Below are 26,789 nucleotides of genomic sequence, written 5' to 3' on the forward strand. Positions count from 1 at the left end.
CCGGAAGAACCGCGCGTCAGACGTTCCGCAGGGATCGCCCGCGAGACTTTCCAGGAGGACCGTCCGTCAGGAGGCGGTCATCCCGCGAAGGACCGCGTCCACGACCCGTTCGGCCAGATCGGGCGCGAGCCCGCCGGCGGGACCCCACTTGGTGTGCCACAGCATGGTCCCGGAGATCATGGCCATGCCCATCTCGACGTCCAGGTCGGCCCTGAGCTCGCCGGTGGCGATGCCGAGCTCGATCACGGCGCGCATCGCCTCCCTGCGTGGCTCGACGGCGCGCTTGAGGAAGCGCTCCATCAGCTGGGGATAGCGGTCGGCCTCGCTCATCGCGATGTTCATCACGCACCGGCTGCGGAGGTCACCCGACTCCTGGCGCATCGCGTCGACCAGGCTGATCAGGTCGTCGCGTACGGACGTGCCGGACAGCACCGGCAGCGGCGCCTTGAGCGTGGAGAGGGCGTCGACGATCAGGTCCTCCTTGTTGGACCAGCGCCGGTAGATCGTCGTCTTGCCGACGCCCGCCTTCGACGCGATGGCCTCGATGGTCAGCTCGGACACCCCCATGCCCTCGCCGATCAGATCGAGCGTCGCGTCGATGATCGCCTTCTCGGCCTTCTCGCTGCGCGGACGACCCGCCGGGCGGGCAGTCCCTGAATCCTGGATCGTCATCGCGGCCTCACACTACCGCTGGTTCCTTCTGTTCCGCCGCATGCTTGGCGGGGCGTGCCTTGCCGGGCATCCACCGTGCCACCACGGCGATGCCGAGCAGCCCGATCACCGCCGACACGAGCGCCGTGACGTGCATGCCGTCGAGGAAGGCGTTGAACGCCGGCTGCACCAGCGCCTGCCCCCTGTCGCCGAGCGACTGCACGACCCCCATCGTCGCCATGATCGACTCACCGGCCGCGTGCTGCGCGTCGGCCGGCAGCCCGGCCAGCGCGGGCGCGATCTCGCCGCGGTAGCTGGACGACAGCACCGAGCCGAGCACGGCCACGCCGAGCGCGCCGGCCACATGGCGGACGGTGTTGCTCATGGCCGAGCCGACACCGGCCTTCTCCCTGGGCAGCGCCTCCATGATGGCGGTGGTCGCGGGCGGCATGATGTTGGCCATCGCGGCGCCCTGGAGGAAGAAGACGACCTCGATCAGCACGATCGGCGTGTTCTGGTCCATGAGCGCGTAGCTGGCCAGCGCCAGCGTCACCACGATCATGCTGACCGTCGCCGACAGCTTGCCGCCGAACCGCTCGTTCACCCGCTGGCTGAGCGGCGCGAAGATGAGCTGGGCCGCGGCGAACGGGATCATCAGCGCGCCCGCCTGGATCGGCGTGAATCCCAGGACGATCTGCAGGTAGAACGTCAGGAAGAACATCCCGCCCATCATCGCGAAGAACACGATGCCCATCATGCCGATGGCCGAGCTGAAGCGGACGTTGGAGAAGTTGCGCACGTCGAAGACCGGGTGGTCGATGCGCCGCTCCCACCACACGAACACGCCCAGCACCGCCACGCCGAACAGCGTCGGCACGAGCACCTCGGCGCTGGCCACGGTGGCCAGCTCGCCGCCGCGGATGATGCCGTACACGATGGCCACCAGACCGATGATCGACAGCACCACGCCGACCGGGTCCAGCCTGGACGGCTTGGGGTCACGCGACTCGGGCACGATGGTGGCGATGAGGATCATGCCGATGATCACGATCGGCACGTTGATCAGGAAGACCGAGCCCCACCAGAAGTGCTCGATCAGCAGGCCGCCCGTGATCGGGCCGATCGCCACCGCGAGCCCCACACCACCGGCCCACACGCCGATCGCCTTGCCACGCTCACCGGGCGGGAAGACATTGGAGATGATCGCCAGTGTGGCCGGCATGATGGCCGCGCCGCCGATGCCCATCGCCGCCCTGGCCAGGATCAGTTGCATCGGATCCTGGGCGTAGGCACTGGCGAGCGAGGCCAGGCCGAACAGCGCCATGCCGATGAACAACATGCGCTTTCGCCCTGTTCGGTCACCGATCACGCCGAAGGTGAACAGCAACCCGGCGAACACCAGCGTGTAGGAGTTGATCGCCCATTCCAGCTCGCTCTGAGTGGCGCCCAATCCGACGGTCTCGTCGGCGATGGTCTTCATCGCCACGTTCAGGATCGTGTTGTCGAGCACGACCGCCAGCAGGCTGAACACCAGCACGCCGAGGATCCCCCACCGGCGTGGATGCCCTGAGTTCGGGTCCATGGAAACATCCCTAATTTCGATACGTCTGAGTTTCGCAACGTCACCGTATCGCAAGCTATTCCGATACGCAACGGTCCCGTTTCGTAAACCCTCGGTTAACTCTCCCCCACCGCAGCCCGACTTCCACCGTCAGCCCAGCTCAGCGCCCGGAGGCACGACGGCTCGCCCGCCTGGCCTCACCGCTCACAGGCCCGCACGGCACGGCCCTGTGGGGGCACGACGGCCCACCCCCAAACGCCCGTACGAGCGCCACCCGCGCACCCCACCGCAAGCCCGCTGGGCGTGCCACTGCCGCGGGAAACCCGCCCACCGGGCAGGCCGTGTCGTCGGCATCGGCCGCCACGGCCCCGCCCCGCACGCACCGGGAGAAGCCCCCGCCTACTCCCGGGGCGACGGGGTCACGGCAGGCTCCACGACCTCGACCGACGGCTCGGGCACCACCGGCGCCACCGGAGCCGGCGCCACCGAGGCCGCGGGGACCGCCGGACGGCGGCGCCAGAACGGCAGGGCGACCACCACCATGGCGACGCCCACCAGCCCCGCCACCGCGAACGCCCACTCCGGCCCGTGCCCGTCGATGACGGCACCGGCGATGGGGGCCGAGGCGGCGCCGCCGATCAGCAGCGCGGTGCCGTGGAAGCCCATGGCCTCGCCTCTCGCCCCACTGGGCACCCACCGGCTGAGCACGTCGACCGTGGCCGACAGCGAGGGCGCGCAGAGCAGGCCCGCGGGCAGGAGGGCGAGGATCAGCCAGTGCCAGCCGCCCTCGACCAGCGCCACCGGGACGGTCAGCAGGCCCATGGAGGCGATCAGGACCAGGGGCGACAGGCCCCGCGACAGCCCGCCGTACACGAAGCCGCCGACGAGCGAGAACACGCACCAGATGGCCACGGCCAGGCCGACCCACGCGGTCTGATTCGCGTCGGTCATGGTGGCGACCAGCGACAGCTCGGTGGCGGTGAGCACGAACGTGGCCGCCGCCGTGGTGCCGAGCAGCGCCACGAACGCCGGCGTGATCCACTGCCGCCTGGGCACCTTCACCGCCCGCTCCACGAGCTCCGCGGCCGAGCGGGTGGGCGGGTTGAGCACGATCAGCCCCACGCCCGCCATCGACATGCCGGCTCCGATGACCGTCATGGTCACGCCGCTGCCGAGCGTCGTGATGCCCGCCACGGCGAGCGCGGGCCCCATCATGTACGACAACTCGACCAGCATCGAGTCGAGCGCGAACCCGGTGCGCCGCTGCGGAACCGGCACCATGGCGGCCAGGCACTGCCTGGTCACGCTGAACACCGGCAGCGCCAGCAGCCCCGCCAGCGCCGCCGCCGCGACCAGCGCCGGGAACGGCAGCGCCCACGCGCACGCCCAGAACGCCGCCTGCGCCACGGTGGTGACGGTGAGCACGGGACGCAGGCCGTGCTTGTCGACGAACCTGCCCGACAGCGGGGAGGCGATCGCCATGCCGATGGTGCTGGCCATGGCGACCACCCCCGCGGGGGCGTAATCGAGGCCCATCACCTCGGCCACGTGCAGCGTCAGCGCCATGCCGGTCGCCGTGGACGGCACCCGGGCGAGCAGCCCCACCAGGAGCAACGTGGGAACGCCAGGCAGCTTGAGCAGTTGCCGGTAAGGATCCAGAGCCATTTTTGTTCGTTACCTCCGCGTTGATTGTGGCAAGAGGCACCGACAGTTTGGCCACAGGTTTTCTTGGGCCCGGCGAATCACGCATGACATCATCAAAGGGAGTCCGGGGACGCCGCTGGGGCGCCTCGAGACGTTTCTGGAGGGTTAACCCATGTCCTCTTCAACCACGTTGTACGGCGGCGTGTCCGGACGCCGTGTCACCGTACGCGATCTCACCGCCGCCAAGGAGCGCGGAGAGCGGTGGCCGATGCTCACCGCCTACGACGCGATGACGGCCCGGGTCTTCGACGCGGCGGGCATCCCGGTCCTGCTGGTGGGCGACTCGGCGGCCATGGTCGTCTACGGCTACGACTCCACCCTGCCCGTCACGGTCGACGACCTCCTGCCCCTCACGGCGGCCGTCGTACGCGGCTCGTCGCGTGCGCTCGTGGTCGCCGACCTGCCGTTCGGCTCCTACCAGTCCTCGCCCCAGCAGGCGCTGGAGTCGGCGGCCCGCTTCATGAAGGAGGCGGGCGCCCACGCGGTCAAGCTGGAGGGCGGCCGCCGGGTCCTGCCGCAGGTCGAGGCGCTGGTCTCGGCGGGCATCCCGGTCATGGCCCACCTCGGGCTGACCCCCCAGTCGGTCAACGTGCTGGGCGGCTACCGCGTCCAGGGGCGGGGGCAGTCGGGCGACGAGCTCATGTCGGACGCCAAGGACCTGGAGCGGGCCGGGGCGTTCTCGGTGGTGCTGGAGTGCGTCCCGGCCGATCTGGCGCAGCGGGTGACGACGTCGCTGGCGATCCCGACGATCGGCATCGGGGCCGGGGCGTCGACGGACGCGCAGGTGCTGGTGTGGCAGGACCTGATGGGGCTCACGCCGCGCCCGGCCCGGTTCGTCAAGCGGTACGCGGATCTGGCCGGGGACATGGACCGCGCCGTCCGCGCCTTCGCCGGCGACGTGACCTCCGGTGCGTTCCCCGCACCGGAGCACACCTACAGCTGACCGGCCAGCCGGTCAGCCGGTCAGCCGGTGACCAGTGTGGCGGGGTCGGTGTTGGAGCCGCACACCACCACGGCCACCCGCTCTCCCGGCGCGGGCGCGTAGACGCCCGACAACAGCGCCGCGTAGGCGGCCGAGCCCGCGTGCTCGGCCGCCACCCGGTGCCGCTCCCAGAGCGTACGCCGGGCCGCCACGATCGCCTCGTCCGTCACGAGCACGCTCTCCACCCGAGGCCCGGACAGGACCTCGAAGGCCAGCTCACCCAGCTTGGTGGCACCCAGGGCGTCGGCCGCCACGCCGCCGACCTGCACCGGCACCGGCCGGCCCGCCCGGAGCGCCTCGTGCAGGGTCGGGATGCGCTCGGGCTCGACGGCCACGATCCGCGGCCCGGCATCGCCGGAAGCGCCGGACGTGCCCAGCGTGATCCCGGCCCCGAAGCCGCCACCGCCGACCGCCACCAGCACCGTGTCCACCCCGCCGGTCTGCTCCATGAGCTCCAGCCCGGTCGTCCCCTGCCCGGCCACCACCTCGGCCTGGTCATAGGCGTGCACGGAAAGCGCCCCGGTCTCGGCGGCCCGCTTGGCGGCGGCCTCGGCCGCCTCGGAGTAGATGGCGCCGACCTGCGTGATGTGCGCGCCCAGCGCCTGGAGCCCGGCCACCTTCACCGGGCTGGTCACCTCGGGCACGAAGATCTCCGCCCGCACCCCGAGCGCCCGGGCGGCGAACGCCACCGCCAGCCCGTGGTTGCCGCCGCTGGCCGCGATCACCCCGGTGTCCGGCAGCGCGCCGGCGGACAGGATGCGGTTGAACGCCCCGCGTACCTTGAAGGACCCCGAGTGCTGCAGCAGCTCCAGCTTGAACCAGAGCCCGGGAGAGACCTCGAGGACGGGCGTGCGCAGCACGCGCCCGTCGATCCGTCCGGCCGCCGCCAGCACGTCGGCGTGGGTCACTGTGGTCAACGTTCCCCCTCAGTCGTCCCGACCAGGCTATGCCAGTGCCTGGGTCACGTCGGCCCACAGGTCCTCGGGATGCTCGATCCCGACGGCGATGCGCACCGTGCCCTCCCCGATGCCGCTGCGCCGCAGCTCGTCGGGGCTGAGCGCGCGGTGCGAGGTGCTGGCCGGGTGCAGGACGAGCGTCTCGACACCGCCGAGTGAGGGGGCCAGCAGCGCGACGCGTACGGAACTCATGAACTTCTCCCCCGCCGCCCGCCCGCCGGCCAGGTCGAACGAGAACACCCCGCCGAACCCCGACAGCAGCTTGCCCGCCAGCTCGTACGAGGGATGCGAGGCCAGCCCCGGCCAGTGCACGGCGGTGACGGCGGGGTGCTCGGCGAGCCGGGTGGCCAGGAGGTGGGCGTTGGAGCAGTGGCGTTCCATGCGCAGCGCGAGCGTCTGCAGCCCGCGCACGGTCAGCCAGGCCGCGAACGGGTCGGCCGAGGCCCCCAGCTCGATCGCGAAGTGCCACACCTTGTCGTGGAGCGCGGCCTCGGCGAAGACCGCGATCCCGCCCACGACGTCGGTGTGCCCGGACAGGTACTTGGTGGTGGAGTGGAGGACGATGTCCGCCCCGTGCTCGATCGGCCGGCACAGCAGCGGCGTGGCGAAGGTGTTGTCCACCACGGACAGGATCCCCAGCTCGCGGGCCGCCGCGCACATTCCGGGCAGGTCGGCCACCAGCGTCATCGGGTTGCTGATCGTCTCCAGGTAGACGAGCCTGGTCTCCGGCCGGACGGCGGCGCGCAGGGCGGCGGGGTCGTGCTCGGGCACGTACGTGACGCTGATCCCGAACCTGCCCACCAGGTCGTTGATCATGGCGGCGGTCCCCCCGTAGAGGGAGCGCTGGGCCACGAGGTGGTCGCCGGGCTTGAGCAGGCCGAGCAGCACGGTGTTGATCGCGCCCATGCCCGAGCCCGTGGCGATGGCGCCCGCGCCGCCCTCCAGCCCGGACACCGCCAGCTCCAGCGAGCGCACCGTCGGATTGGAGTAGCGCCCGTACACGAACGCCCCGTCCGGCCGCCCCATCGCCTCGGCCATCACGGCGGGGTCGTCGAAGGTGAACCCCGAGGTCTGGTAGATGGGCACGGTGATCGGGCTGCTGCCCTCGATGGTGGGCCGCGGCACGTGCACGGTCTTCGTCTCAGGACGCAACTCTGGGTGGGAGGGGTGGAAGTCGCTCATACCACCAAGGATCACTCGCCAAGGGATCCAACGTCAGAGCCAATACGCCAGAATTGGTCCATGAATGGGGCCAATCTCGATGATCTCGTCGATCTGCTGGGCCGGTGGGCGTCGGGGCGCGGGCCGCTGTACCTGCTGCTCGCCGCCCGCTTGCGGGCGCTGATCGACGACGGGGTGCTGCCCCCGGGCCAGCCGCTGCCGCCCGACCGGGTGCTGGCCCGGCGGCTGGCGGTGGGCCGGGGCACGGTGGTGGCCGCGTACGACCTGCTCCAGCAGGAGAGCCGCGTGGTGCGCCGGCAGGGCAGCGGCACCAGGGTGGCCGAGCTCCACCTGCCCGCCACGAGGACGGCCGACGGCGTGCCGGCCAACCCGCTGCTGCAGCACATCCTGCACCCGCCGGACGACGTGGCCCTGCTGACCTGCGCCGCCCCGCAGGACCCGCCGCCCGCGATGTTCGAGGCGTACGCCGAGGCCGGGGAACGCCTGGCCAGGGTGCGCGACCTGGGCTACCAGCCGGCGGGGAACCCGGCGCTGCGGGCGGCGCTGGCCGCGTACTACACGGGGCGGGGCGTGCCGACGGCGCCGGAGGAGATCGTCGTGACGACGGGCGCCCAGGGGGCGCTGACCCTGCTCGCCGGGCTGCTGGTGTCGCCGGGCGACACGGTGATGACGCAGACGCCGACGTACCCGGGCTCGCTGGAGGTGTTCCGGCACGCGGCGGCGGTCGTCCGATCCGCGGCGAGCATCGAGGACCTGCGCGAACGTCCCGCGCTGGCCTACTTCGTCCCGACGGCCCGCAACCCGGACGGCGCCGTCATGGACCACCCCTCCCGCAGGCGGCTGGCCGAGCTGGCGGTCAGGCACGACGTGCCGCTGATCGACGACGAGGTGTGCGCCGAGCTGTGCTTCTCGGGCGAGACGCCGCCGCCGCTGGCCGCGTTCGCGCGGGGCGAGCAGGTGATCACGGTCGGCTCGCTGAGCAAGCTGGTCTGGGGCGGGCTGCGGGTCGGCTGGATCCGCGCGGCGGCGCCGCTGGCCTCGCGCCTGGCCCGGCTGCGCGCGGTGCACGACCTCGGCGGCGAGATCTTCAGCCAGTACGCGGCCGTCGCGCTGCTGCGCCGCCTGGACGAGGTACGCGCCTGGCGCGTCGGCAAGCTGCGCGCCCGGCACGACCACCTCTGCGCCGAGCTGCGGGCCCGACTGCCGTCCTGGACGTTCGAGCCCGCGCTCGGGGGGCAGACCATCTGGGTGCGCATCCCGCGCGGCGACGTCGACTCCTTCTCCCAGGTGGCGCTCAGGCACGGGGTCGCGGTGCCGCCCGGCAGGTCGTTCGATCCGGTGGGCGGGCACGCCGACCACATGCGGCTGCACTTCCTGTTCCCGGAGGAGGAGCTTTCGCGAGCGGTGAACAACCTGGCCGTGGCCTGGGCTTCCTTCGACGGGGCGGGGCGCACGGTCTCCCGTCACACCTTGGTCGTCTGAAAGGGTGGGTCACATGCAGACGACGTTCGTACTCGTGCACAGCCCCTCCGTCGGGCCCTCGACGTGGGGTCCCGTGGCCGAGTCGCTTGAGCGCCGGGGACACGCGGCGGTGGTGCCCGACCTGACCGGGGTCGCGACGGGCGGGGCGCCCTACTGGCCGCGGATCGTGGAGACGGTGCGCGCCGCCACCCCCGACACCCCGGTCGTGCTGGCCGCGCACAGCAACGCCGGGTTCTTCCTGCCCGCGATCAAGGAGGGGCTGGGCGAGCGGGTGGTGGCCTGCGTGTTCGCCGACGCGCACATCCCGCCGCGCGAGGGCCTGGTCAGGACGGCCGAGGAGGGGTTCCTGCCGTTCCTGCACGACCTGGCCGGCCCCGACGGGGTGCTGCCCCGCTGGACCGACTGGTGGGACGAGGAGGACGTGGTGGCCATGCTGCCCGATCCCGCCGTGCGCATCCGGGTGGCGGCCGAGCAGCCGCGGCTGCCGCTCGACTACTACACGCAGGCGATCCCCGTGCCGGCCGGGTGGGACGACGTCAGGTGCTCGTGCCTGTGGTTCGGCCCGCCGTACGACGGGGTCGCCGAGGAGGCCGCCCGCCGGGGCTGGCCGGTCACCCGGGTGCCCGGCATGCACCTGCACCAGATCGTCGATCCCGAGGGCGTCACGGACGCGCTGCTCAAACTCTCCCGGAAGTCCTGAACACCGCACCGGCCCGGCCCGCGGAGACCCGGCCCGCGGAGACCCGGCCGCGGAGACCCGGCCACAGAGACCGCCCCGCCTTCACCCGGCCCCCGGCCCGGTACGCGACCACCCGACCGGGGCGATCGCGGATCAGATGTCGGTGATGCGCAGCCCGGCGTGCGCCTTGTAGCGGCGGTTCACCGAGATGATGTTGGCGGTCAGCGCCTCGATCTGGTGGGCGTTGCGCAGCCGCCCGCCGTAGACCCCGCGCACCCCCGGGATGACCTCGGCCAGCGCCTGCACCGTGTCGGTGGCCTCGCGGTCGTCGCCCAGCACCAGCACGTCCAGGTCGACCTTGTCCACCGCCGGGTCCATCAGCACCACGGCCGACACGTGGTGGAAGGCCGCCACCACCCGGCTGTCCGGCAGCACGGCCGCGGCCTGCTGCGCGGCGCTGCCCTCCTCGACCGGCAGCGCGTACGCCCCCTGCTTGTCGAAGCCGAGCGGGTTGACGCAGTCGACCACGATCTTCCCGGCCAGCTCGCCCCGCAGGGACTCCAGCAACGCCTTGTGCCCTTCGTACGGCACCGCGACGATCACGATGTCGGCCCGCGCCGCCACGGCGGCGTTCTCGTCACCGGACGCGCCCGCCCCGATGGAGTCGGCCGCCTCCTGGGCACGCTGGGCGCTGCGCGACCCGATGAGCACCGGATGCCCGGCCAGCGCGAACCGCCGCGCCAGCCCCTTCCCCTGGTCGCCGGTGCCGCCGAGGATGCCGATGGAAAGCCCGTTCACCTCTGTCATAGCCAGATCATGTCAGGCCCGCCCGGTCCGGCGACCGGGCGGGCCCGGTGTTCCCCTCTAACAGTTACCGAAGGCGGGCAGCCCCAGGATCCGCAGCGCCAGCCACTCGATGGCCAGCGGGCCGCCCTCGATGGCGCCCGTGACGTGGTCCGGCGCGGGCAGCGCGGCCCAGCGCACGTTCACGCCGGCCCGGCAGTACTCCGAGCGCAGCGTGGACCCGACCGCGAGCGGGATGATCTGGTCGCCCCGCGCGTGGTACAGGAACATCGGCACCCGCGGCGCCGTGGCCCCCAGCCGGTTCTCGGCCAGGCGCACCAGCCACTTGGGCTGGTTGAGCAGGTCGATCGGGCTCAGGTCGGCGAAGCGGAGCCCGGCGAGCTTGCCGAGGTCGCCCACGCAGTCGTCGGCGGCGTCGGCGAGCAGCGCCCGGCCCCGGTCGTTGAGGTCGGCCTCGAGGTCGAGCTCGGGGTAGGCGGCGTCGAGCCCCACCCCGGCCGCCGCGCCCAGGCCGAAGTCGGGGCTGCCGTCCAGGTGGATCGCGACCGCGTGCAGGTCGGCCGGCACCCCGCCGGCCGCCACGCCGCGCAGCCGGAGCTCGGGTGCGTACGACGGCTGGAGCTGCGCGGCCCACCCGGCGGACGCGCCGCCCTGCGAGTACCCCATGACGCCGACGGGCGCCCGGCCGGACAGGCCGGCCCCGGACACGCGGGTGGCGGCCCTGATCGCGTCGAGCACGGCGTGCCCCTGCGAGATCCCGGCCATGTACGTGTGCTGACCGGGCGTGCCGAGCCCCTCGTAGTCGGTCATCGCGACCGCGAACCCCTTGAGCAGGAACAGGCTCACCAGCGCCAGCTCGGCCTCCCTGCCCTGGCTCATGCTGACCGAGGGGGCGCACTGGTCGCCGAGTCCGTGGGTGCCGAACGCGTACCCGATGATCGGGCGCGCGCCGAGCGGGTAGCCGGACTTCGGCACGAGCAGGGTGCCGGAGACCGTGTTGGGCGAGCCGGTGGCGGAGGTGGAGGTGTAGCGGAGGTGCCAGGCGTTGACCGGGACCTCGAGCAGCTTGCCCGGCAGCAGGTAGACGGTGGTGGGCTGGGCGGAGACGACGTCTCCGGGGGCCGCGGCGCGGGCCGGCGCCGCGGTGAGCGACATGATCGATAACAGGATCATGGACATGCTGACGCGCACACGTAAGGTCATGTGCCGCCCCTCTCCGTGAGGACCACTTTGGGACGGCGGCGCCGCGAGCCGATCGTTACCCGAGGGTAACTCAATGTCAAGGCCCGAAATGACCGGTGAACACACCTCGTGTCAATACATCACTCGCGAATCAACCACCCCCCGGATGCCCGTCGGGCACCATGGAGCCATGGACTCAGGATCGGTGGCCCTCCTGCGCGAACTCCTGGCCGAGACCGGCTGGCTCGAACGCGCCCGTGAGCTGGGCCTGGCCCTGCGCGCCACCCGCTCGCCCGGCGGCCTGCTGGTGGTGGGCAGCCCCGACGACGAGCCCTGGCACGTGACCGCACACCTGAGCGACGAGGCAAGGCTCTCCGGCCTGCCCCAGCTCACCCCCACCCTGGTGCGCTGGGCACCGCCCGCCGGCGCGCCCGCCCACCTGGCGGTCGGGCTCGACCGCCTGGAGCGGGCGGCCCGCGGGGAGACGCTGTTCGTGCTGACGGAGCAGCAGGCACCGGTCCCGCTGCTCGAACGCGTCGACGACGCGCGGCGCACGGGGGCGACCATCCTGGCGATCGAGGGCGGCGACCCGGAGCTGGCCGGGCTGGCGCACGACGCGATCGCGGTGCCGCGCGCCGGGCCGGTGACGTTCGACGGGGCACAACACCTGGTGAGCGCGGCGGCCGGCGAGGTGGAGCAGCGGCCGGGCCTGCGCGAGCGCCTGGCCCGCCTCCTGGAGAAGGTCAGCGGCCCCAGGATCACCGACTAGAGCCCCGCCCGGCGGCGGTTCAGGGAACCGGCTCTCCGAGCCGTCCGCGCAGCGACGCCTCCAGCGCCGCGGTCGCCTCCTCGATCGCCCCGATCACGACGGCCTGCACGGGGTCCGGCTCCCCCGACCGCGTACGGCTGACCCTGGTGACGGCGTCCAGCCGGCGCGCCCCCACGTCGCGTACGTCGCTCACCCGCACCTCCCCCTCCGGCACGTCCAGCAGCGCCAGCGCCGGCACGATCGCCACCCCGTGCCCGGCCGCCACCAGCGCCAGCGTCGGCCCGAACTCGGTGATGACGTGCACCTTGCGCGCCTCGAACCCGTGCAGCCCCGCCAGCCGCTCCAGCGCCTGCCCGCACGCCTGGCTCGGCTCGCTCGCCACCCAGGGCCGCCGCATGAGGTCGGCGACCGTGGACGGCGGGTCGGGCCAGCCCGGGGGCACCACGATGCGGTATTCGTCCACGTAGAGCAGCCGGGTGTTCAGCGACGGCTGCGACAGGACGGGCAGGCTCATGTCCTGCTCGGTGATGAGCACGTCCACCGCCCCCAGCCGTAACTCCTGCAGCGCCGGCTGCCCGTAGATCTCGTGGATGACCGGCGTGATCTTGGGATGGCGTACGGCCAGCTCGCGCATCGCGGGCACCAGCACGTGCTTGATCACGGTGGGGAAGGCGGCGATGCGCACGGGCCCGGCCAGCCGCTCGGTGAACCGGGTGAGCTCCCGCTTGGCCTCGATCAGCTCCTCCTCCACCCGCTCGGCGTACCCCGCCAGCACCCGCCCCGCCGGGGTGAGCGAGACGCTGCGCTGGGAGCGGTCGATGAGCGCGAGCCCGACCTCGCGTTCGAGCTGGGCGAGCTGCTGGGAGACGGCGGAGGGCGTCAGGAAGAGCGCCTCGGCGGCCCGCATCACACCACCGCGCCGGGCGACCTCGTGCAGGACGCGCAGCCGCCGAGGGTCGATGTCCATGCAGGTCAGCTTACGCTGGACTTCAGATTTCGTTATTTGTGCTAATCGCCGCGGCTCCCGACAATATCGGCCATGGATCTCCTGCTCGCCGCCGTCGGCTGGATCGGCGCCGCCCTGCTGCTGGCCGGCTACGCCCTCGTCTCGTCATCCCGCCTGTCGGGGGACGGGGTGGCGTACCAGCTCGTCAACCTCGCCGGCTCGCTCGGTCTCATGGTCAACAGCGCCTACAGCGCCGCCTGGCCGTCGGCCGGGCTCAACCTGGTGTGGGCCGCCATCGGCGTCGTCGCCCTGGTCAAGCTCGCGCGGATGGGGGTGGCGGCCAAGTGATCGTCGAGCTCAGCCACCGCATCACCGACGGCATGATCACCTACCCCGGCATTCCGGGACCCCGGCTGGGGGTGCACCTGAGCAGGGAGGACTCCCGCGAGGTGTACGCGCCGGGCACGGAGTTCCACATCGGAACGATCTTCCTGGCCGCCAACACCGGCACCTACCTGGACACGCCCCACCACCGCTACGCCGACGGCCCGGACCTGTCGCAGGTGCCGCTGTCGAAGCTCGCCGACCTGCCCGGCCTGGTCGTGCGCGCCCAAGGGCAGGGCCGCGCGGTGCACGTGGACCGGGGGCTGGACGTACGGGGACGGGCCGTGCTGATCCACACCGGCTGGGACCGCCACTTCGGCACGGACGCGTACTTCCACGACCACCCCTACCTCGCCCCCGAATCGGCCGCCTGGCTGGCGGAGCAGGGCGCGGCGCTGGTCGGGATCGACTCCCTGAACATCGACGACACCCCGCCGCACGGCGAACGCCCCGCGCACACCATCCTGCTCGCGGCGGGGATCCCCCTGGTGGAGCACATGACCGGCCTGGCGGCGCTGCCCGGCGAGGGCTTCCGTTTCCACGCCGCGCCACCGATGGTCGCCGGCATGGGCACGTTCCCCGTCAGGGCGTACGCCGTCGTGCCCTGACCGTCGGGCCCTACCGCGTCGCACCCCAGCCGTCATCCAGCCGTCACTCGGCCGTCACTCGTCGTCCTGGTCGGCCTCGTCCCATGCCTTGTTGCGGTCGGCGGCGCGCTGCAGCGCCCCGGCAGCCTCCTGCTCCGACGCGTAGGGACCCATCCGGTCCTTGTTGGGGCAGCCCTGGTCGGGCTCGACCCGCATGTGCTTGAGACAGAACCACCATTGGCCTTCGCTCACGAGGTCAATTCTGCCCCGTAGACTCGTGTTTCATGACGACACTGCTCCAGCCAGGGCGAGTCTCGCCCATGCGAAAGGTCCCCGCGCACATCGAGCGGCCGGAGTACGTCGGCAAGAAGCGCCCCAAGACCGGCGAGTCCGACGTGAAGAACCCCGAGACGATCGAGCGCATGCGGGTCGCGGGCCGGATCGCCGCCCAGGCCCTCGAGGAGGTCGGCAAGCACGTCCGGCCGGGCGTCACGACCGACGAGCTCGACCGGATCGGCCACGAGTTCCTCATCGACCACAACGCCTACCCGAGCACGCTGGGCTACAAGAGCTATCCGAAGTCGCTGTGCACCTCGATCAACGAGGTCATCTGCCACGGCATCCCCGACGACACCGTGCTGCGCGACGGCGACATCGTCAACGTCGACATCACCGCCTTCATCGGCGGCGTCCACGGCGACACCGACGCCACCTACCTGGTGGGCGAGGTGGACGAGGAGTCGCGGCTGCTGGTGGAGCGCACGCGCGAGGCGATGATGCGCGCCATCAGGGCGGTCGCGCCCGGCCGCCAGCTCAACGTGGTGGGCCGCGTCATCGAGGCGTACGCCAAGCGCTTCGGCTACGGCGTGGTGCGCGACTTCACCGGCCACGGGATCGGCACGAGCTTCCACTCCGGCCTCATGGTGCCTCACTACGACGACCCGTCGTTGCGGGTGGAGCTGGTGCCCGGGATGACGTTCACGATCGAGCCGATGCTGACGCTGGGCACGATCGAGTACGAGATCTGGCCGGACAAGTGGACGGCGGTGACCAAGGACCGCAAGCGCACGGCCCAGTTCGAGCACACGATCGTGGTCACGGACAGCGGCAGCGAAATCCTCACCCTCCCCTGACGGCCCGAGGTGCGGCACCACGCGCCGGCCGCCCCTCGCCACACCCGTCCGGCCAGGCCAGGCATGCGAGGCCGGCAGGACGGTGAGGCGGTCACTTGTGCCGGGGCACCACCCCGGTCACCGTGGTGCCCTCGCCATGCACGCTGTTCACCGAAAGGCTCCCGCCGATCTCCGCGAAAGCCGCCCGCATCCGGGCGATCCCCCGCCCGGCCCCCGTCGCGGGAAACCCCTGACCGTTGTCGCTGACGGTCATGCGCAGCCCGCTCCTGCCCGCCGTCACGGCGATGGACACGGTCCGGGCCCTGCTGTGCAGCTCCACGTTGGACAGCGCCTCACGCATGACCGCCATGACGCCTTCCGAGACGCGCGAGGGCACGTCGGTCGTGGGCAGCGCCCACGTCTCGACCGCGATTCCGGTGCGCTCCGACCACTCGGCGAGATAGCTCTCGAGCGCCTCGGCCAGACTCTGCCCCCCGCGCATCCGCGTCTCTTCCGACAATTGGTTCTCGCCTTCCTTGGCACCCCGGGCCCACGCCGGTCCCCACTCCGGCGCTCCCAACCTCGCGGTGCGCATCCCCCCTCAAGGCCTGCGCACGCTAGCTGATGAGGTTATGCCCGTCTCCCCTGAAAGAAAGGCTACCTGGCGGTCCTGAGACTTGTTGTCGGAAGGTAGCAGGCCATGGCCGAACGGCTACTCGCCCTTGTCAGCACGGTTGAGACGGGCGAGATAGGCGTTGTAGGAGTCGAGTTCGGGGTCCCCTGCGCCGGCCCGGTCGACCCGGCGGTCAGTGCGCCGGGCCTGCCTGTCATCGTCCTTGTACCACTGCACGGCGATGGCCAGCAGCACGATGAGCGTCGGGATCTCGCCGAACCCCCACGCGATGGCCCCGCCGTCCTGCTGCGTCTGCAGCAGGCTGTCGCCCCACGTCCGCCCGAGCTGCTCGTACCAGCCCGAGGCGATCACCGAGCCCATCATCATCAGCGCGATGCCGAAGAAGGCGTGGAACGGCATCGTGACGAAGAGCATCAGCAGCCGCCACACGTACGGGAGCTTGTTGGGCCCGGGATCGACCCCGATGATCATCCAGAAGAACAGGCTCCCGCTGATCAGGAAATGCAGGGTCATCCAGATGTGCCCGAGGTGCTCGTTCATGGCCGACTCGAACAGCGGCGTGAAGTAGAGCGCGTACGTCGAGGCGATGAAGATCGACGTGGCCACCACCGGATGCGTGATGACCTTGGTGAACCGGCTGTGCAGGATCGTGGTGACCCACTCCCGCGGCCCCCGGTCGCCCCTCCTGGCCGCCGGCTTGAGCGCGCGCAGGGCCAGCGTGACGGGCCCGCCGAGGACGAGGAAGATCGGCACGATCATGGACAGCGTCATGTGCTCGATCATGTGCACGTCGAACATGACCTTGGCGTAGCGCGCCAGGCCGCTCTGCGTGGCGATCACGAGCAGGGCCACGCCCACGTACCAGGAGGCGGTGCGGCCCCATGACCAGCTGTCACCGCGCCGGAGCAGCCGCAGCACGCCGGCCCCGTAGAGCCCGGCCAGCACGCCCGCCACCACGGCGAAGAACAGGTCGAACCACCACAGGGAGGCGAGGTTGCCCAGGGTGAGCTCGGGCGGGAGCGGGAAACCGAGCAGCTCGAAGGCCCGGTCGGCGGGGACGCTGTATTCGGGCGGCGGCGTGCGCGACAGCGCCACGGCCACGCCGACGGTGGCGAACATCAGCAGCATCTCGCCGCCGGCCAGCCGGGTGAACGCCCGCGGCTTCCCGGCCTGGAGGTCCACGAGCGTGCGCTGGCGGTGCCAGTAGCCCACGTAGCCGAGCAGCACGAACGCCACGATCTTGACCACGGCGAGCAGGCCGTACTCGGAGGTCCACAGGTCGGAGACCGCGCCCAGCCGGGCCACCAGGCTGAACACGCCGGACAACCCCACCCCGGCGTAGCACCACAGCGCCATCCGGGAGAACCGCGCCGCGGCCACGTCGAGCTGCGGCTGCTTGCGCAGCGCGTGCAGCGCCAGGACGCCGAGCCCGCCCACCCACAGGGCGAGCGCGAGCAGGTGGAGCGACACCGACGAGGTGGCCAGGTCGTGGTTGGGCGAGGAGGAGGTGTGCCCGGTGAGCGGCGCGGGCAGCAGCGTCACCAGCGCGAACACCAGCAGCCCGGCGGCGGCCCCGGCGGTGATGGCGCCCCGCGAGAACAGCGCGATCGCCACCCCGAACAGCACCACGAGCGTCAGCGCGACGCCCTGCGTGGTCTGGGTGGCGTAGCTGGTCAGGATGGTGCGCTCGAGGATCTGGGGCACGGTCCTGCCGATGGACTCGGCGGCGCCGAACACGATGGCGAGGAACGCCGACCCGGCCCACACTAGCGCCGCCCACGACGCGGCCTTGACGTAGTCGAGCGCGCTCTTGCCGAGCACGCCCTTGTCGTTGGGCAGCAGCGCGGCGGCCATGAGCAGCAGGCCGACGGTGACCACGCCGGCCGCGTCCATGAGCAGCTTGGACAGCGGCAGGCCCCACCTGACGACCGCGCCGGAGTCGGGCAGCCCGGGAATGATCCTGGGGAACGCCCTGCCTCCGGCGATCATGCCGATGACCAGGGCGACGATCGCGGCCGCCGTGGCCGCGAGCGCGAGGCGCGCCGCCCGGCTCATGGCTTCTTTCTCCGGCCGCTGAGCAGGAAGCCGATGCCGATGCCGACGAGGGCGCCGATCACGATGATCAGCCAGACCGGGAAGGAGACGTCCTGGGCGGCGGAGGCCTGCTCGGCCGCCGCGGCGGAACTCCCGGCCGGGCTCCCGGCGGGGGACGGCGGGCTCGCGCTCGGGGCCGTCTCGGCGGCCGGAGCGCTGCTCTGCGCCTCAGGAGCGGTGGCAGCGGCGCTGGGGCTGGGGGACGGTGGCTCCGCCCCCTCCACCCGGAACGGGATCTCCCCCTCGATCGGGTGCCCGTCGGAGGACACGACCCGGTAGGCGATCGTGTATTTCCCGTCGGGCAGCGGCCCGTCGACGGCCTGTGTCACCACCGCGCCGTCCAGCTCGGGCTTGCCGCGCTGGTGCTCGGCGTCACCGTCGCCGCGCACGATGACGAACGGCATGCGCACCTTGGCGGTGAACTCGAGCCTGACCTCCTCCAGCGACTTGACCTTGGCGCCCTTGGCCGGGGAGCTGCTCTTGAGCGCGTCGTGGGCCAGCGCGGGCGCGGCGGAGCCGAACACGAGCAGGGCGGCGGCGAGAATCGCGGTGAGGGCCGCGAGTGGGGTTCTCTTCATGGCATCCCCAAGGCTACCGACGCCGCCGCCCGGTCCGGACTTCGCTCCGCGAACCGGTGCCCTACAGCCCGGCGCAGGCCAGTGCCCGCTGGTATGCCTCCACGGCCCCGTCGGAGTCGCCGAGCTGCTCCATGGTCTCGGCCGTGGCGTACCACATGGCGGCGGGACGGCGGGAGTGCGGCAGCGGGGTGAGCCAGTCGCGCACCGACGCCACGTGCCCGGACGCCTCGCCCTCGCGGCCGACGGCGCCGTAGATCCGGCCCAGCAGGAGGTTGGCCTCGGCGCCGAGCACGTGACCGAACTCGGGCACCAGGCTCCTGCCGGTCACGGCGTGCTCGACGGCCTTGTCGTAGTTGCCGGCCATGTATTCGGCGAAGGCCAGCTCGACGTGGCAGCGGGCCCGGTCGGTCCGGCTGGTCGAGGTCTGCTCGTGCTCGACGACCGCCGCGCGCAGCCCGTCGCGTACGGACTCCACCTCGGCCGGGCGGGCCCTGAGCCGGCGCTGCAGGAGCGTGATCCGCAGCCTCGCGATGCTGCGCGGCTGGCCGGTCTCCACCTGGACCGCCATGGCGCGCTCGGCGAAGGAGAGCGCCTCCTCGTTGTGGCCGGTGGCGTAGGCGACGGTCGAGGCGTTCCAGTTGGCCGCCACGATCGAGCGCGGGGTGCCGAGCGCGTCGGCCGCGTTGAGCAGCTCGGCCGCGAACTGGCGGGCCCGCAGCAGGTCGCCGCGCAGCACGTAGGCCGCCAGGAGGGTGGCGGCCAGCTCGACGAGCTGGTCGGTCCAGGGCTGGCGGGTGTTGCCGGCCAGCATCTGCTCGCCCACCTCGACGGCCTCGGTCATCCGCTCGCTCTCCTTGTAGCAGCGGCAGAGCACCATGGCGATCTCGATGCGACGCTCGGGCGACTGGTCCTCCTCGCGCAGCCTGAGCAGGATGGAGATCGCCTCGTCGAGCTCGCCGCAGGCCTCGGTGGCCAGGGCCAGCCCGAACTCCGTTTCTTGACGAAGGCCGGTGAGCCCTGTCAGGTTATTGTTCGCCAGCAGCTCGGCGAAGCGGGTGCGGGCCTCCTGGACCTCGCCGTTCTCGAGCGCCAGCCGCGCATAGCCGAGGGCCAGCTCTATGTCCTCCATCTGCTCCGCGGTCACGCCGTTGATCAGATAGGACAGCGAGCAGTCCAGTTTCTGGGCCAGCAGCTCCAGAACCGCAGGGGTCGGGGTACGCTTGCCACTCTCGATCAACGAGACGTAACTGTCCGACAACTCGGGGTGCGCCAGCTGCGCCTGTGACAGGCCGCGTTGTCGCCGAACCGTCTTAATACGGAGTCCGACCAGGTCAGATGTGGTCACAGTCGTCGCTCCCTGAGAAAATAATGTCCGAGCAACCCCACACAGGCGAGGGAGAAGAACCCCATGCGAATGCGTCTTGCCCTGTCCGCTCTAGTCGCCGCGCTAGCGGTCGCGGTGACCGTTGGAGGTAATGCTACGGCCGCGAGCGCCGCTACGTCTTCCCTCTACGGGAGCATGGACGACAGCACCTGCTGCTGACGTGAGGTCCGGGTGAGGGGGGATGCGTCCGCCTGCCGTCGGCCGACACCGCACCGTGCCCCGGCAGGCCGGGCCTCCCCATACGGAAGACCGGCACCGCACCGCGATGCATCCCCTCTTCCCCGCGAGATCTTCTCCCCGTCCCCAAACGCTGCCGCCAGTCTAACGCGGGGGCTCTACATTCGATCTACATCACATCGTTGCCTGGACGACCGCGGGAGAGCGATTACGCTGCCTGCTTGACAACGGGTTCGGACCGGCAGCGGAGGGCGGCGTGAGCGAGGAGATCTTCATCCGCGTCCTGGGCGCGGTGACGGCCACCCGCGGCTCCCTGTCCCTCGACATCGGCCCGCCCCGTCAGCAGACCGTCCTGGCCGTCCTCGCCACATCGGCGGCCCGGCCCGTCCCGATGGACCGCCTGGTCGCCGGGATCTGGGGCGACGGTGCCCCGCGCAACGCCGAGCAGAGCGTCTACACCTACATCGCGGGCCTGCGCCGCGCCTTCGAGCCCGACCGCGGCCACCGCGAGCCGTCACGGGTGCTGGCCGGGACCACGGCCGGTTACGTCTTACGCCTGGAGCCCGCGCAGGTGGACGCGCTGCTCTTCGCCGACCTGGTCAGGCGGTCCCGGCTGGCGCAGGGCGAGGGCGACGACCGTCAGGCGGTGCGGCAGCTCGACGAGGCCCTGGCGATGTGGCGCGGCACCGCGCTGAGCGGCCTGTCGGGTCCCTTCTCCGAGACCGAGCGGGCCCGCCTGGACGACCTGCGGCTGGCCGCCCTCGAGCGCCGCGCCGAGAGCCTGTTACGGCTGGGCCGCCACCAGGAGGTCACCGACGACCTGCGGGACCTGACCCGGCGCCATCCCCTGCGCGAGCGGGTGCGCGAGCTGCTCATGACGGCCCTGTTCCACTCGGGCCTGCGGGCGGAGGCGCTGGAGGTCTACGAGCGGGGCCGGGTGCTGCTCGCCGAGGAGCTGGGCCTGTCACCGGGTGAGGGGCTGCGCCGCTGCCACGAGATGGTGCTGCGCGCCGACACCGTCTCCCCCGCGACGCCGGAGGCGACTTACGAGACGGCGACCGGAGCGACGACCGCGGGGACCCGAGCGACAACGTCCGGTGAGACGTCCGCCGGCTCCGCCACGGAAACGCCGGCCGGAACCTCTGGAGTGCCGCACCAGCTCCCCCGCCCGCTCACCGAGTTCGTGGGCAGGACACGGGAGTGCGTACGGCTCAAGGTGCGCCTGGCCCCCTGGGACGCCGCCCCGCCGGGACCCCTGGTGATCGTCTCCGGGCCCCCGGGCGTCGGCAAGTCGGCGCTGGCCGCGCAGGCCGCCCATCAGGTCAAGGACTACTTCCCCGACGGCCAGCTGTACGTCAACTGCCACGGCGCCACCCCGGAGCTGTCCGCCCTGACCGCGCTCGACGTGCTCGGCCGCTTCCTGCGGGGCCTCGGTGTGCCGGCCGAGGCGGTGCCCGCCGACCTCGACGAGGCCGCGGCCATGTGGCGCACCCGGCTGCACGGCCGGCGGGTGCTGGCGCTCCTGGACGACGCCGCTGACCTGGCGCAGATCCGGCCGCTGCTGTCGGTGCCGTCCGGCAGCACCCTGCTGGTGACCAGCCGCGAGAGCATGATCTGGGGCGAGGACGCCGTCGAGGTGGAGCTGCGCAGGATGTCCGACGCCGAGTCGGCGACGATGCTGGCCAAGCTCGCCGGCGCGGGCCGGGTCGCGGCCGACCAGGCGGAGACGGCCAGGCTCGTACGCCTGTGCGACGGCCTCCCGCTGGCCCTGCGCATCGCCGGGGCCCGCCTGGCCAGCCGCCCGGACTGGAGCGTGTCGGCGCTGGCGAGGCGGCTGAGCGACGAGCGGCGGCGCCTGCACGAGCTCTCGGTGGGCGACCTGGCCGTCCGCTCCAGCCTGGCGGCCAGCCTCAACGCGTTGGAGCGCGGCTCGCGCCCGGTGGACCGGCTGGCCGCGCGCACCCTGGCGCTGCTGGGCGTCCTGCACGTGCCCGAGGTGACCGCCGAGCCGGCGGCGGCGCTGCTCGGGGCCCCGGTGCCGGAGGCCGAGGCGGCCCTGGAGCGGCTGGTGGACGCCCATCTGCTCGAACGCGGCGCCCCGGGCCGCTACCGGCTGCACGACCTCGTCCGGCTCTTCGCCGTCGAGCTGCGCCCGGACGACGCCCGGGAGCCGCTGATCCGCGCGCTGTCCTACTACGCCGCCTCGACCCGCCTGGCCAGTCACGTCAGCGAGCCGCACCGCACGAAGATGTCGGCCCCGGTCGACGCGGTGCCGCACGCGGTGGCCGACCGCGAGGAGGCGGTCGCGTGGCTGTTCGAGGAGGAGACCGTCCTGTTCGCCGCGGCCTCACAGGCGCTGAGGTCCCCCGACGACGCGGTCGCCGCGCTCGGCGCCAACATCGCTCTCGGCCTGCACTGGCACCTGGAGCGGGCCTACCACATGACCGAGGCGCTGGAGCTGGACACCCAGCTGCTGCGGGTCGCCCTGCGGCTCGAGGACCACGCGAGCGTGCTGCTCGCGCACGACAACCTCGCCAACTCCCTGCGCATGCTGAGACGCATCGACGAGGCCGTCGAGCACCTCCACGCCGAGCTGGAGCTGGCCAGGCGGCTCGGCGACGCCTTCAGCGAGATGCGCACGCTCGGCAACCTGGCCACCACCTACAACACGGCCGAGCGCCACGCGGAGGCGCTGCCCTGGGCCGAGCTCCAGCTCCCGCTGGCCAGGAGCATCGGGGCCCGCGTGGGCGTGCGGTACGCGATGATGGCCATGGGCAACGCCCTGCGGGGGGCGGGCCGCGCCGGGGAGGCGCTCAAGCCGCTGTACGAAGGGCTGGCCGACGCCGACGACGTGGGCGACGCCGGGCACAAGGGGCAGATCCAGCTGGCGATCGGCGAGTGCCACCTCGACCTGGACGACCCCGAGCAAGCCCTGCCCCATCTGCTGGACGCCCATGAGCTGCTCAAGCTCACGGGCTACCGGATCGCGCTCGTCCGCTGCCTGATCAGGCTGTCGCGGGCCTACCGGACCCTGGGTGACCTGGCCCAGGCGCAGTCGTGGCTGTCCGAGGCCGCCTTCGGCGGCGGGGGGCACGGTCACGTCCGCTGGGAGCAGGAGCTCAGGGAGGAGCAGGCGGCCGTGCGGGCGGCCCGCGAGCGCGCGGCCAGGGCGTGACGGCTAGCGGGGCGTCCCGGTGTCCCTCAGGGCCAGGAAGAAGTCGACCCGGTCGGCCATCGTGGCCAGGTTCCTGCCGGTCAGCTCCTCGATCCGGCGGATGCGGTAGCGCACGGTGTTGACGTGCACGTGGAGCTGCTCGGCGCAGGCGTTCCACGAGCCGGCGCAGTCGAGGAAGATGCCGAGCGTGCGCACCAGGTCGGACTGGTGCCGGCGGTCGTAGTCGAGCAGCGGCGACAGCAGCCGGGCGGCGAACGAGCGGCGCACGTCGCCCGGCACCGTGGCCAGCAGCAGCGCGTGGGTGTAGATCTCGTCGCTGGTCACCACCCCGCCGCCGCGGGCCTCGGCCAGCCGGCGGGCGTGCCCGGCCTCCTCCACGCCGCCCTTGACGGCGGCGGCGCCGGTCAGCGCGCCGCTCAGGCCGACGCAGAGGCGGGTGTCGGGCAGCGCGGCGAGCACCCCGGCGCCGGCGCGCAGGAGGCCGGCCAGCTCGGCGGTGGTGCGCTCGCGCAGCGGCACCACGCCCACCGCGCCGTCGGCGCCGGCCGCCGCCACGACCTCGCGGCCGAGCAGCTCCTCCACGATCTGGCCGCCCAGCGTGGCGGGGTCGGGCCCGCGGGTGGCGCCCGGCCTGGGGGCGGTGACGTTCACGATCGCGTACGGCTCCGCCGCGTCGATCCCGCACGTGCGCAGCCGGGCGTTGAGCTCGGCGGCGCCGGCCTCGGCCAGCGCGCCCATGATGAGCTGCTCGGTCAGGCGGCGCTCGACCCGGCGTCCCTCCTCCATGCGGCTGCGTTCGAGACCCACGCAGGCGGCCAGCTCGTAGCCGAGGTCGGCGCGGCCCATCAGGTCGCCGTCGCAGGCCAGCGCCCAGCCGGCGGCGCGGTGCCCGCGCCCGACCGCGAAGATCGTGTGCTCGCCGACCAGGACCGGCAGCCGCGGGGCCGTCAGGTACGCCTTCGCCAGGCGTACCGGATCCTCGGCCGCGCCGACCACCACCTCGCCCGACGCGGACAGGACGGCGCCGGTGACGCCCAGCTCGGCGGCGGTCAGCTCGAACAGCTCGTGCAGATCGACGCCCTCGGCGATGGCCGCGACCAGCCTGCGGTGGCGGCCGAGCGCGTCGCGCACGTCGCCGGCCAGCCGGGGCAGGACCAGCTCCGCCACCGTGCGGAACGACACCTCGACCGGCACCTCCACCAGCGGCAGGTCGGCGGCCCGGCACGCGTCCACCAGGTCGGGGGGCACGTGGCCGAGCCACGCCTGCCCGGCGCCCAGCGCGGCGACCCCGGCCTCGGCCAGCGCGGCCACGAAGCGCGCGGAGTCCTCCGGCCCGTGCCACCACATCAGCCCGGTCAGCACCAGCTCGCCACCGCCCAGGTAGCGGCCCGGCTCGGGCAGGTCGGTGATGTGCACCGTGCCGAACTCGCGCGTGGGATCGCCGGTGAGCAGCGTCAGGCGCAGATCGTCGATGGCCAGCAGGTCAGATATGCGCACTTGGAGGAATATACAAGCCCGATATGACAACCGCTGACCTGGATTTCACGTCGGGCGCATAGGAGCGGCCGGGGTCGCGGTGCTCTACTCGGAAGATGACGGAGACGGCTGACGCGACCCGGTACGGGGTCGGAGAGAGCGCCCGGCGGCCCGACGCCACGCTGAAGGTCACCGGCGAGTTCGCCTATTCCTCCGACCTGTGGCTGGACGGCATGGTGTGGGGCGTGACGCTGCGCAGCCCGCACCCGTCGGCGTGGATCCGCTCGATCGACGTGGGCCCGGCGCTGCGGATGCCGGGCGTGCTGACCGTGCTGACGCACGAGGACGTGCCGGGCGCGAAGTTCTACGGCCTGGAGCACAAGGACCAGCCGGTGCTGGCCATCGACCAGGTCCGCCACCAGGGCGAGCCGGTGGCGCTGGTGGCGGCCGACCATCCGGAGACGGCCCGCAGGGCGGCCGCGGCCATCGTGGTCGAGTACGAGCCCCGCGAGGCCATCACCGACCCCCGCCTGTCGCAACACTTCGTCCGCCACCAGCCGGTGCGGCGCGGGGACACGTTCGAGGCCGAGGTCGTCGTCACCGGCGAGTACGAGGTCGGCATGCAGGACCAGGCCTTCCTCGGCCCGGAGTCCGGCCTGGCGGTGCCCGCCGAGGACGGCGGCGTCGACCTGTACATCGCCACCCAGTGGCTGCACGTGGACCGCGACCAGCTCGCGCCCTGCCTGGGCCTGCCGGAGGACAAGGTACGCCTGACGCTGTCGGGCGTCGGCGGCGCGTTCGGCGCCCGCGAGGACCTGTCGATGCAGATCCACGCCTGCATGCTGGCCCTGCGGCTGGACCGCCCGGTCAAGATCGTGTACGGCCGGGAGGAGTCGTTCTTCGGGCACGTGCACCGCCACCCGGCCCGGATGCGCTACGAGCACGGCGCCACCCGCGACGGCAAGCTGGTCTACGTCAAGGCCGACATCCTGCTGGACGGCGGCGCGTACTGCTCCTCCTCCCCCGCCGTCGTGGGCAACGCGGCGTCGCTGGGCGTGGGCCCGTACGAGGTGCCGAACGTGCGGGTGGACGCCATCGGCGTCTACACCAACAACCCGCCGTGCGGGGCGATGCGCGGCTTCGGCGCGGTGCAGGCGTGTTACGCCTACGAGTCGCAGATGGACCGCCTGGCCGAGGCGTGCGGGCTGTCGCCGGTCGAGATCCGCGTGCGCAACGCCGTCTCCCAGGGCTCCCACCTGATCACCGGCCAGGTGATCGACTCGCCGGCCCCGCTCGCCGGCATGCTGCGCGAGCTGGAGGCGATGCCGATGCCTCCGGGGCGGGCGGGGCGGGACCTGCGGGCGCTGCCCGGCGGCGTCTCGCAGACCACGCACGGCGAGTCCGTGCGCCGGGGCGTCGGCTACGGCGTGGGGATCAAGAACATCTGCTTCTCCGAGGGCTTCGACGACTATTCGACGGCCCGGGTGCGGGCCGAGCTGGTCGGCGGGGAGCCGCACGTCACCGTGCACACGGCGGCGGCCGAGGTGGGCCAGGGCCTGGTGACGATCCAGGCCCAGATCGCCCGCACCGAGCTGGGCGTCGAGCACGTCACCGTGGCCACCGCCGACACCTCGGTCGGCTCGGCGGGCTCCTCGTCGGCCTCCCGCCAGTCGTACGTCACCGGCGGCGCGGTCAAGGCCGCCTGCGAGGCCGTGCGGGAGCGGTTCAAGGGGCTGCCCGCCAGGGACGCGCTGGCACGGTTCGGGCCGATCGAGGAGACGCGCGAGTTCCGGCACCGGCCCACGTACCCGCTGGACCCGCACACCGGCCAGGGCGACTCGCACACGCAGCTCGCCCTGTGCGTGCACCGGGCCGTCGTGGACGTGGACGTGGAGCTGGGCCTGGTGAAGGTGGTCGAGCTGGCGGCGGTGCAGGACGTCGGGCGGATCCTGAACCCGCAGGCGCTGGAGGGCCAGATCCACGGCGGGTCCGCCCAGGGCCTCGGCCTGGCGCTGATGGAGGAGGTCCAGGTCCGCGACGGCCAGGTGCTGAACCCGTCGTTCACGGACTACCTCATCCCCACCATCCTCGACATGCCGCCCATGACGCTGAAGATCCTGGAAAATCCGGACCCGGCGGCCCCGTACGGGCTGCGCGGCGCCGGCGAGCCGCCGACGCTCTCCTCCACCCCCGCCATCGCCGCCGCCGTCAGAGCGGCTACCGGACTTCGGTTGACTCGCGTTCCGATTAGGCCGGAAGATATCGCCTTGTTCGACAGGCTCGACTAGGG

The 26,789-nt window shown here is 72.5% G+C and carries 23 protein-coding genes; 9 read left to right on the forward strand and 14 right to left on the reverse strand.

Going from position 1 to position 26,789, the window contains the following annotated elements:
• Window positions 1-66: 66 nt before the first annotated feature.
• The 3 genes from ACTWPW_RS02095 to ACTWPW_RS02105 form a co-directional block, all read right to left on the reverse strand.
• Window positions 67-672, reverse strand: a complete 606-nt coding sequence (locus ACTWPW_RS02095) for a TetR/AcrR family transcriptional regulator (RefSeq protein ID WP_375109050.1) — start codon at window positions 670-672, stop codon at window positions 67-69.
• Between the two features lie 7 nt (window positions 673-679).
• Window positions 680-2,233, reverse strand: a complete 1,554-nt coding sequence (locus ACTWPW_RS02100; protein ID WP_443167793.1) for an MFS transporter — start codon at window positions 2,231-2,233, stop codon at window positions 680-682.
• 378 nt (window positions 2,234-2,611) lie between these two features.
• Window positions 2,612-3,877 (reverse strand): MFS transporter, encoded by a 1,266-nt coding sequence (locus tag ACTWPW_RS02105; RefSeq protein ID WP_443167794.1) that lies wholly within the window; start codon window positions 3,875-3,877, stop codon window positions 2,612-2,614.
• Between the two features lie 151 nt (window positions 3,878-4,028).
• Here ACTWPW_RS02105 and panB point away from each other — a divergent pair, with 151 nt between their 5' ends.
• Complete coding sequence (gene panB, locus ACTWPW_RS02110; protein ID WP_375109047.1) at window positions 4,029-4,859, forward strand: 3-methyl-2-oxobutanoate hydroxymethyltransferase; 831 nt, start codon at window positions 4,029-4,031, stop codon at window positions 4,857-4,859.
• Window positions 4,860-4,879: 20 nt separating this feature from the next.
• Here panB and ACTWPW_RS02115 read toward each other — a convergent pair whose 3' ends face one another.
• Together ACTWPW_RS02115 and ACTWPW_RS02120 are read right to left on the reverse strand one after the other, a co-directional pair.
• The gene (locus ACTWPW_RS02115; protein WP_443167833.1) at window positions 4,880-5,806 is read right to left on the reverse strand and encodes a threonine/serine dehydratase; all 927 of its coding nucleotides are present in this window, start codon (window positions 5,804-5,806) and stop codon (window positions 4,880-4,882) included.
• Between the two features lie 36 nt (window positions 5,807-5,842).
• A complete protein-coding gene (locus ACTWPW_RS02120) occupies window positions 5,843-7,036 on the reverse strand; it encodes a trans-sulfuration enzyme family protein (protein ID WP_375109046.1) in 1,194 nt (397 codons plus the stop codon).
• Window positions 7,037-7,096: 60 nt separating this feature from the next.
• Here ACTWPW_RS02120 and yczR point away from each other — a divergent pair, with 60 nt between their 5' ends.
• Together yczR and ACTWPW_RS02130 are read left to right on the forward strand one after the other, a co-directional pair.
• Complete coding sequence (yczR, locus tag ACTWPW_RS02125) at window positions 7,097-8,518, forward strand: aminotransferase class I/II-fold pyridoxal phosphate-dependent enzyme (protein WP_443167795.1); 1,422 nt, start codon at window positions 7,097-7,099, stop codon at window positions 8,516-8,518.
• A gap of 13 nt (window positions 8,519-8,531) precedes the next feature.
• Window positions 8,532-9,218, forward strand: coding sequence for an alpha/beta hydrolase (locus ACTWPW_RS02130; RefSeq protein ID WP_443167796.1), 687 nt, complete (start codon window positions 8,532-8,534; stop codon window positions 9,216-9,218).
• A gap of 132 nt (window positions 9,219-9,350) precedes the next feature.
• Here the strand turns inward: ACTWPW_RS02130 and npdG are convergent, their stop codons facing one another.
• Both npdG and ACTWPW_RS02140 read right to left on the reverse strand, forming a co-directional pair.
• Entirely contained in the window at window positions 9,351-10,004 is a 654-nt protein-coding gene (npdG, locus tag ACTWPW_RS02135; protein ID WP_375109043.1) for an NADPH-dependent F420 reductase, read from the reverse strand.
• A 57-nt stretch (window positions 10,005-10,061) separates the two neighbouring features.
• On the reverse strand, window positions 10,062-11,204 hold the full coding sequence (locus ACTWPW_RS02140; RefSeq protein WP_375109042.1) for a lipase family protein: 1,143 nt from the start codon (window positions 11,202-11,204) through the stop codon (window positions 10,062-10,064).
• Window positions 11,205-11,373: 169 nt separating this feature from the next.
• On the opposite strand from ACTWPW_RS02140, the gene ACTWPW_RS02145 reads away from it, so the two are divergent.
• Window positions 11,374-11,952 (forward strand): hypothetical protein, encoded by a 579-nt coding sequence (locus ACTWPW_RS02145; RefSeq protein WP_375109041.1) that lies wholly within the window; start codon window positions 11,374-11,376, stop codon window positions 11,950-11,952.
• A gap of 19 nt (window positions 11,953-11,971) precedes the next feature.
• Here ACTWPW_RS02145 and ACTWPW_RS02150 read toward each other — a convergent pair whose 3' ends face one another.
• Complete coding sequence (locus ACTWPW_RS02150) at window positions 11,972-12,919, reverse strand: LysR family transcriptional regulator (protein WP_443167797.1); 948 nt, start codon at window positions 12,917-12,919, stop codon at window positions 11,972-11,974.
• Window positions 12,920-12,991: 72 nt separating this feature from the next.
• Between ACTWPW_RS02150 and ACTWPW_RS02155 the strand changes: the two genes are divergently transcribed.
• Together ACTWPW_RS02155 and ACTWPW_RS02160 are read left to right on the forward strand one after the other, a co-directional pair.
• A complete protein-coding gene (locus ACTWPW_RS02155) occupies window positions 12,992-13,246 on the forward strand; it encodes a CBU_0592 family membrane protein (RefSeq protein WP_443167798.1) in 255 nt (84 codons plus the stop codon).
• The gene (locus ACTWPW_RS02160) at window positions 13,243-13,890 is read left to right on the forward strand and encodes a cyclase family protein (protein WP_375109038.1); all 648 of its coding nucleotides are present in this window, start codon (window positions 13,243-13,245) and stop codon (window positions 13,888-13,890) included. Before ACTWPW_RS02155 ends, ACTWPW_RS02160 begins: the two co-directional genes overlap by 4 nt.
• 54 nt (window positions 13,891-13,944) lie before the next feature.
• Here the strand turns inward: ACTWPW_RS02160 and ACTWPW_RS02165 are convergent, their stop codons facing one another.
• A complete protein-coding gene (locus tag ACTWPW_RS02165) occupies window positions 13,945-14,121 on the reverse strand; it encodes a hypothetical protein (protein WP_364113667.1) in 177 nt (58 codons plus the stop codon).
• A 32-nt stretch (window positions 14,122-14,153) separates the two neighbouring features.
• On the opposite strand from ACTWPW_RS02165, the gene map reads away from it, so the two are divergent.
• A complete protein-coding gene (gene map, locus ACTWPW_RS02170; RefSeq protein ID WP_375109037.1) occupies window positions 14,154-15,002 on the forward strand; it encodes a type I methionyl aminopeptidase in 849 nt (282 codons plus the stop codon).
• A 91-nt stretch (window positions 15,003-15,093) separates the two neighbouring features.
• On the opposite strand, the gene ACTWPW_RS02175 is transcribed toward map, so the two are convergent.
• From ACTWPW_RS02175 to ACTWPW_RS02190, 4 genes are all read right to left on the reverse strand, one after another.
• The gene (locus ACTWPW_RS02175; protein WP_375109036.1) at window positions 15,094-15,483 is read right to left on the reverse strand and encodes a sensor histidine kinase; all 390 of its coding nucleotides are present in this window, start codon (window positions 15,481-15,483) and stop codon (window positions 15,094-15,096) included.
• 210 nt (window positions 15,484-15,693) lie between these two features.
• Window positions 15,694-17,670 (reverse strand): cytochrome c oxidase assembly protein, encoded by a 1,977-nt coding sequence (locus ACTWPW_RS02180; protein WP_443167799.1) that lies wholly within the window; start codon window positions 17,668-17,670, stop codon window positions 15,694-15,696.
• Window positions 17,667-18,287: a copper resistance CopC family protein gene (locus ACTWPW_RS02185; RefSeq protein WP_443167800.1), complete on the reverse strand. Its 621-nt coding sequence runs from the start codon at window positions 18,285-18,287 to the stop codon at window positions 17,667-17,669. Before ACTWPW_RS02185 ends, ACTWPW_RS02180 begins: the two co-directional genes overlap by 4 nt.
• 61 nt (window positions 18,288-18,348) lie before the next feature.
• The gene (locus ACTWPW_RS02190) at window positions 18,349-19,632 is read right to left on the reverse strand and encodes a helix-turn-helix domain-containing protein (RefSeq protein ID WP_375109033.1); all 1,284 of its coding nucleotides are present in this window, start codon (window positions 19,630-19,632) and stop codon (window positions 18,349-18,351) included.
• Between the two features lie 472 nt (window positions 19,633-20,104).
• Here ACTWPW_RS02190 and ACTWPW_RS02195 point away from each other — a divergent pair, with 472 nt between their 5' ends.
• Entirely contained in the window at window positions 20,105-23,023 is a 2,919-nt protein-coding gene (locus ACTWPW_RS02195) for a BTAD domain-containing putative transcriptional regulator (protein ID WP_443167801.1), read from the forward strand.
• A gap of 3 nt (window positions 23,024-23,026) precedes the next feature.
• On the opposite strand, the gene ACTWPW_RS02200 is transcribed toward ACTWPW_RS02195, so the two are convergent.
• Complete coding sequence (locus ACTWPW_RS02200) at window positions 23,027-24,520, reverse strand: helix-turn-helix domain-containing protein (protein WP_443167802.1); 1,494 nt, start codon at window positions 24,518-24,520, stop codon at window positions 23,027-23,029.
• A 95-nt stretch (window positions 24,521-24,615) separates the two neighbouring features.
• Here ACTWPW_RS02200 and ACTWPW_RS02205 point away from each other — a divergent pair, with 95 nt between their 5' ends.
• Window positions 24,616-26,787: a molybdopterin cofactor-binding domain-containing protein gene (locus ACTWPW_RS02205; RefSeq protein ID WP_364113683.1), complete on the forward strand. Its 2,172-nt coding sequence runs from the start codon at window positions 24,616-24,618 to the stop codon at window positions 26,785-26,787.
• Window positions 26,788-26,789: the final 2 nt, after the last annotated feature.

Origin of the sequence: Nonomuraea sp. KM90 (assembly GCF_052246675.1) — a bacterium.
Classification (GTDB): Bacteria; Actinomycetota; Actinomycetes; order Streptosporangiales; family Streptosporangiaceae; genus Nonomuraea.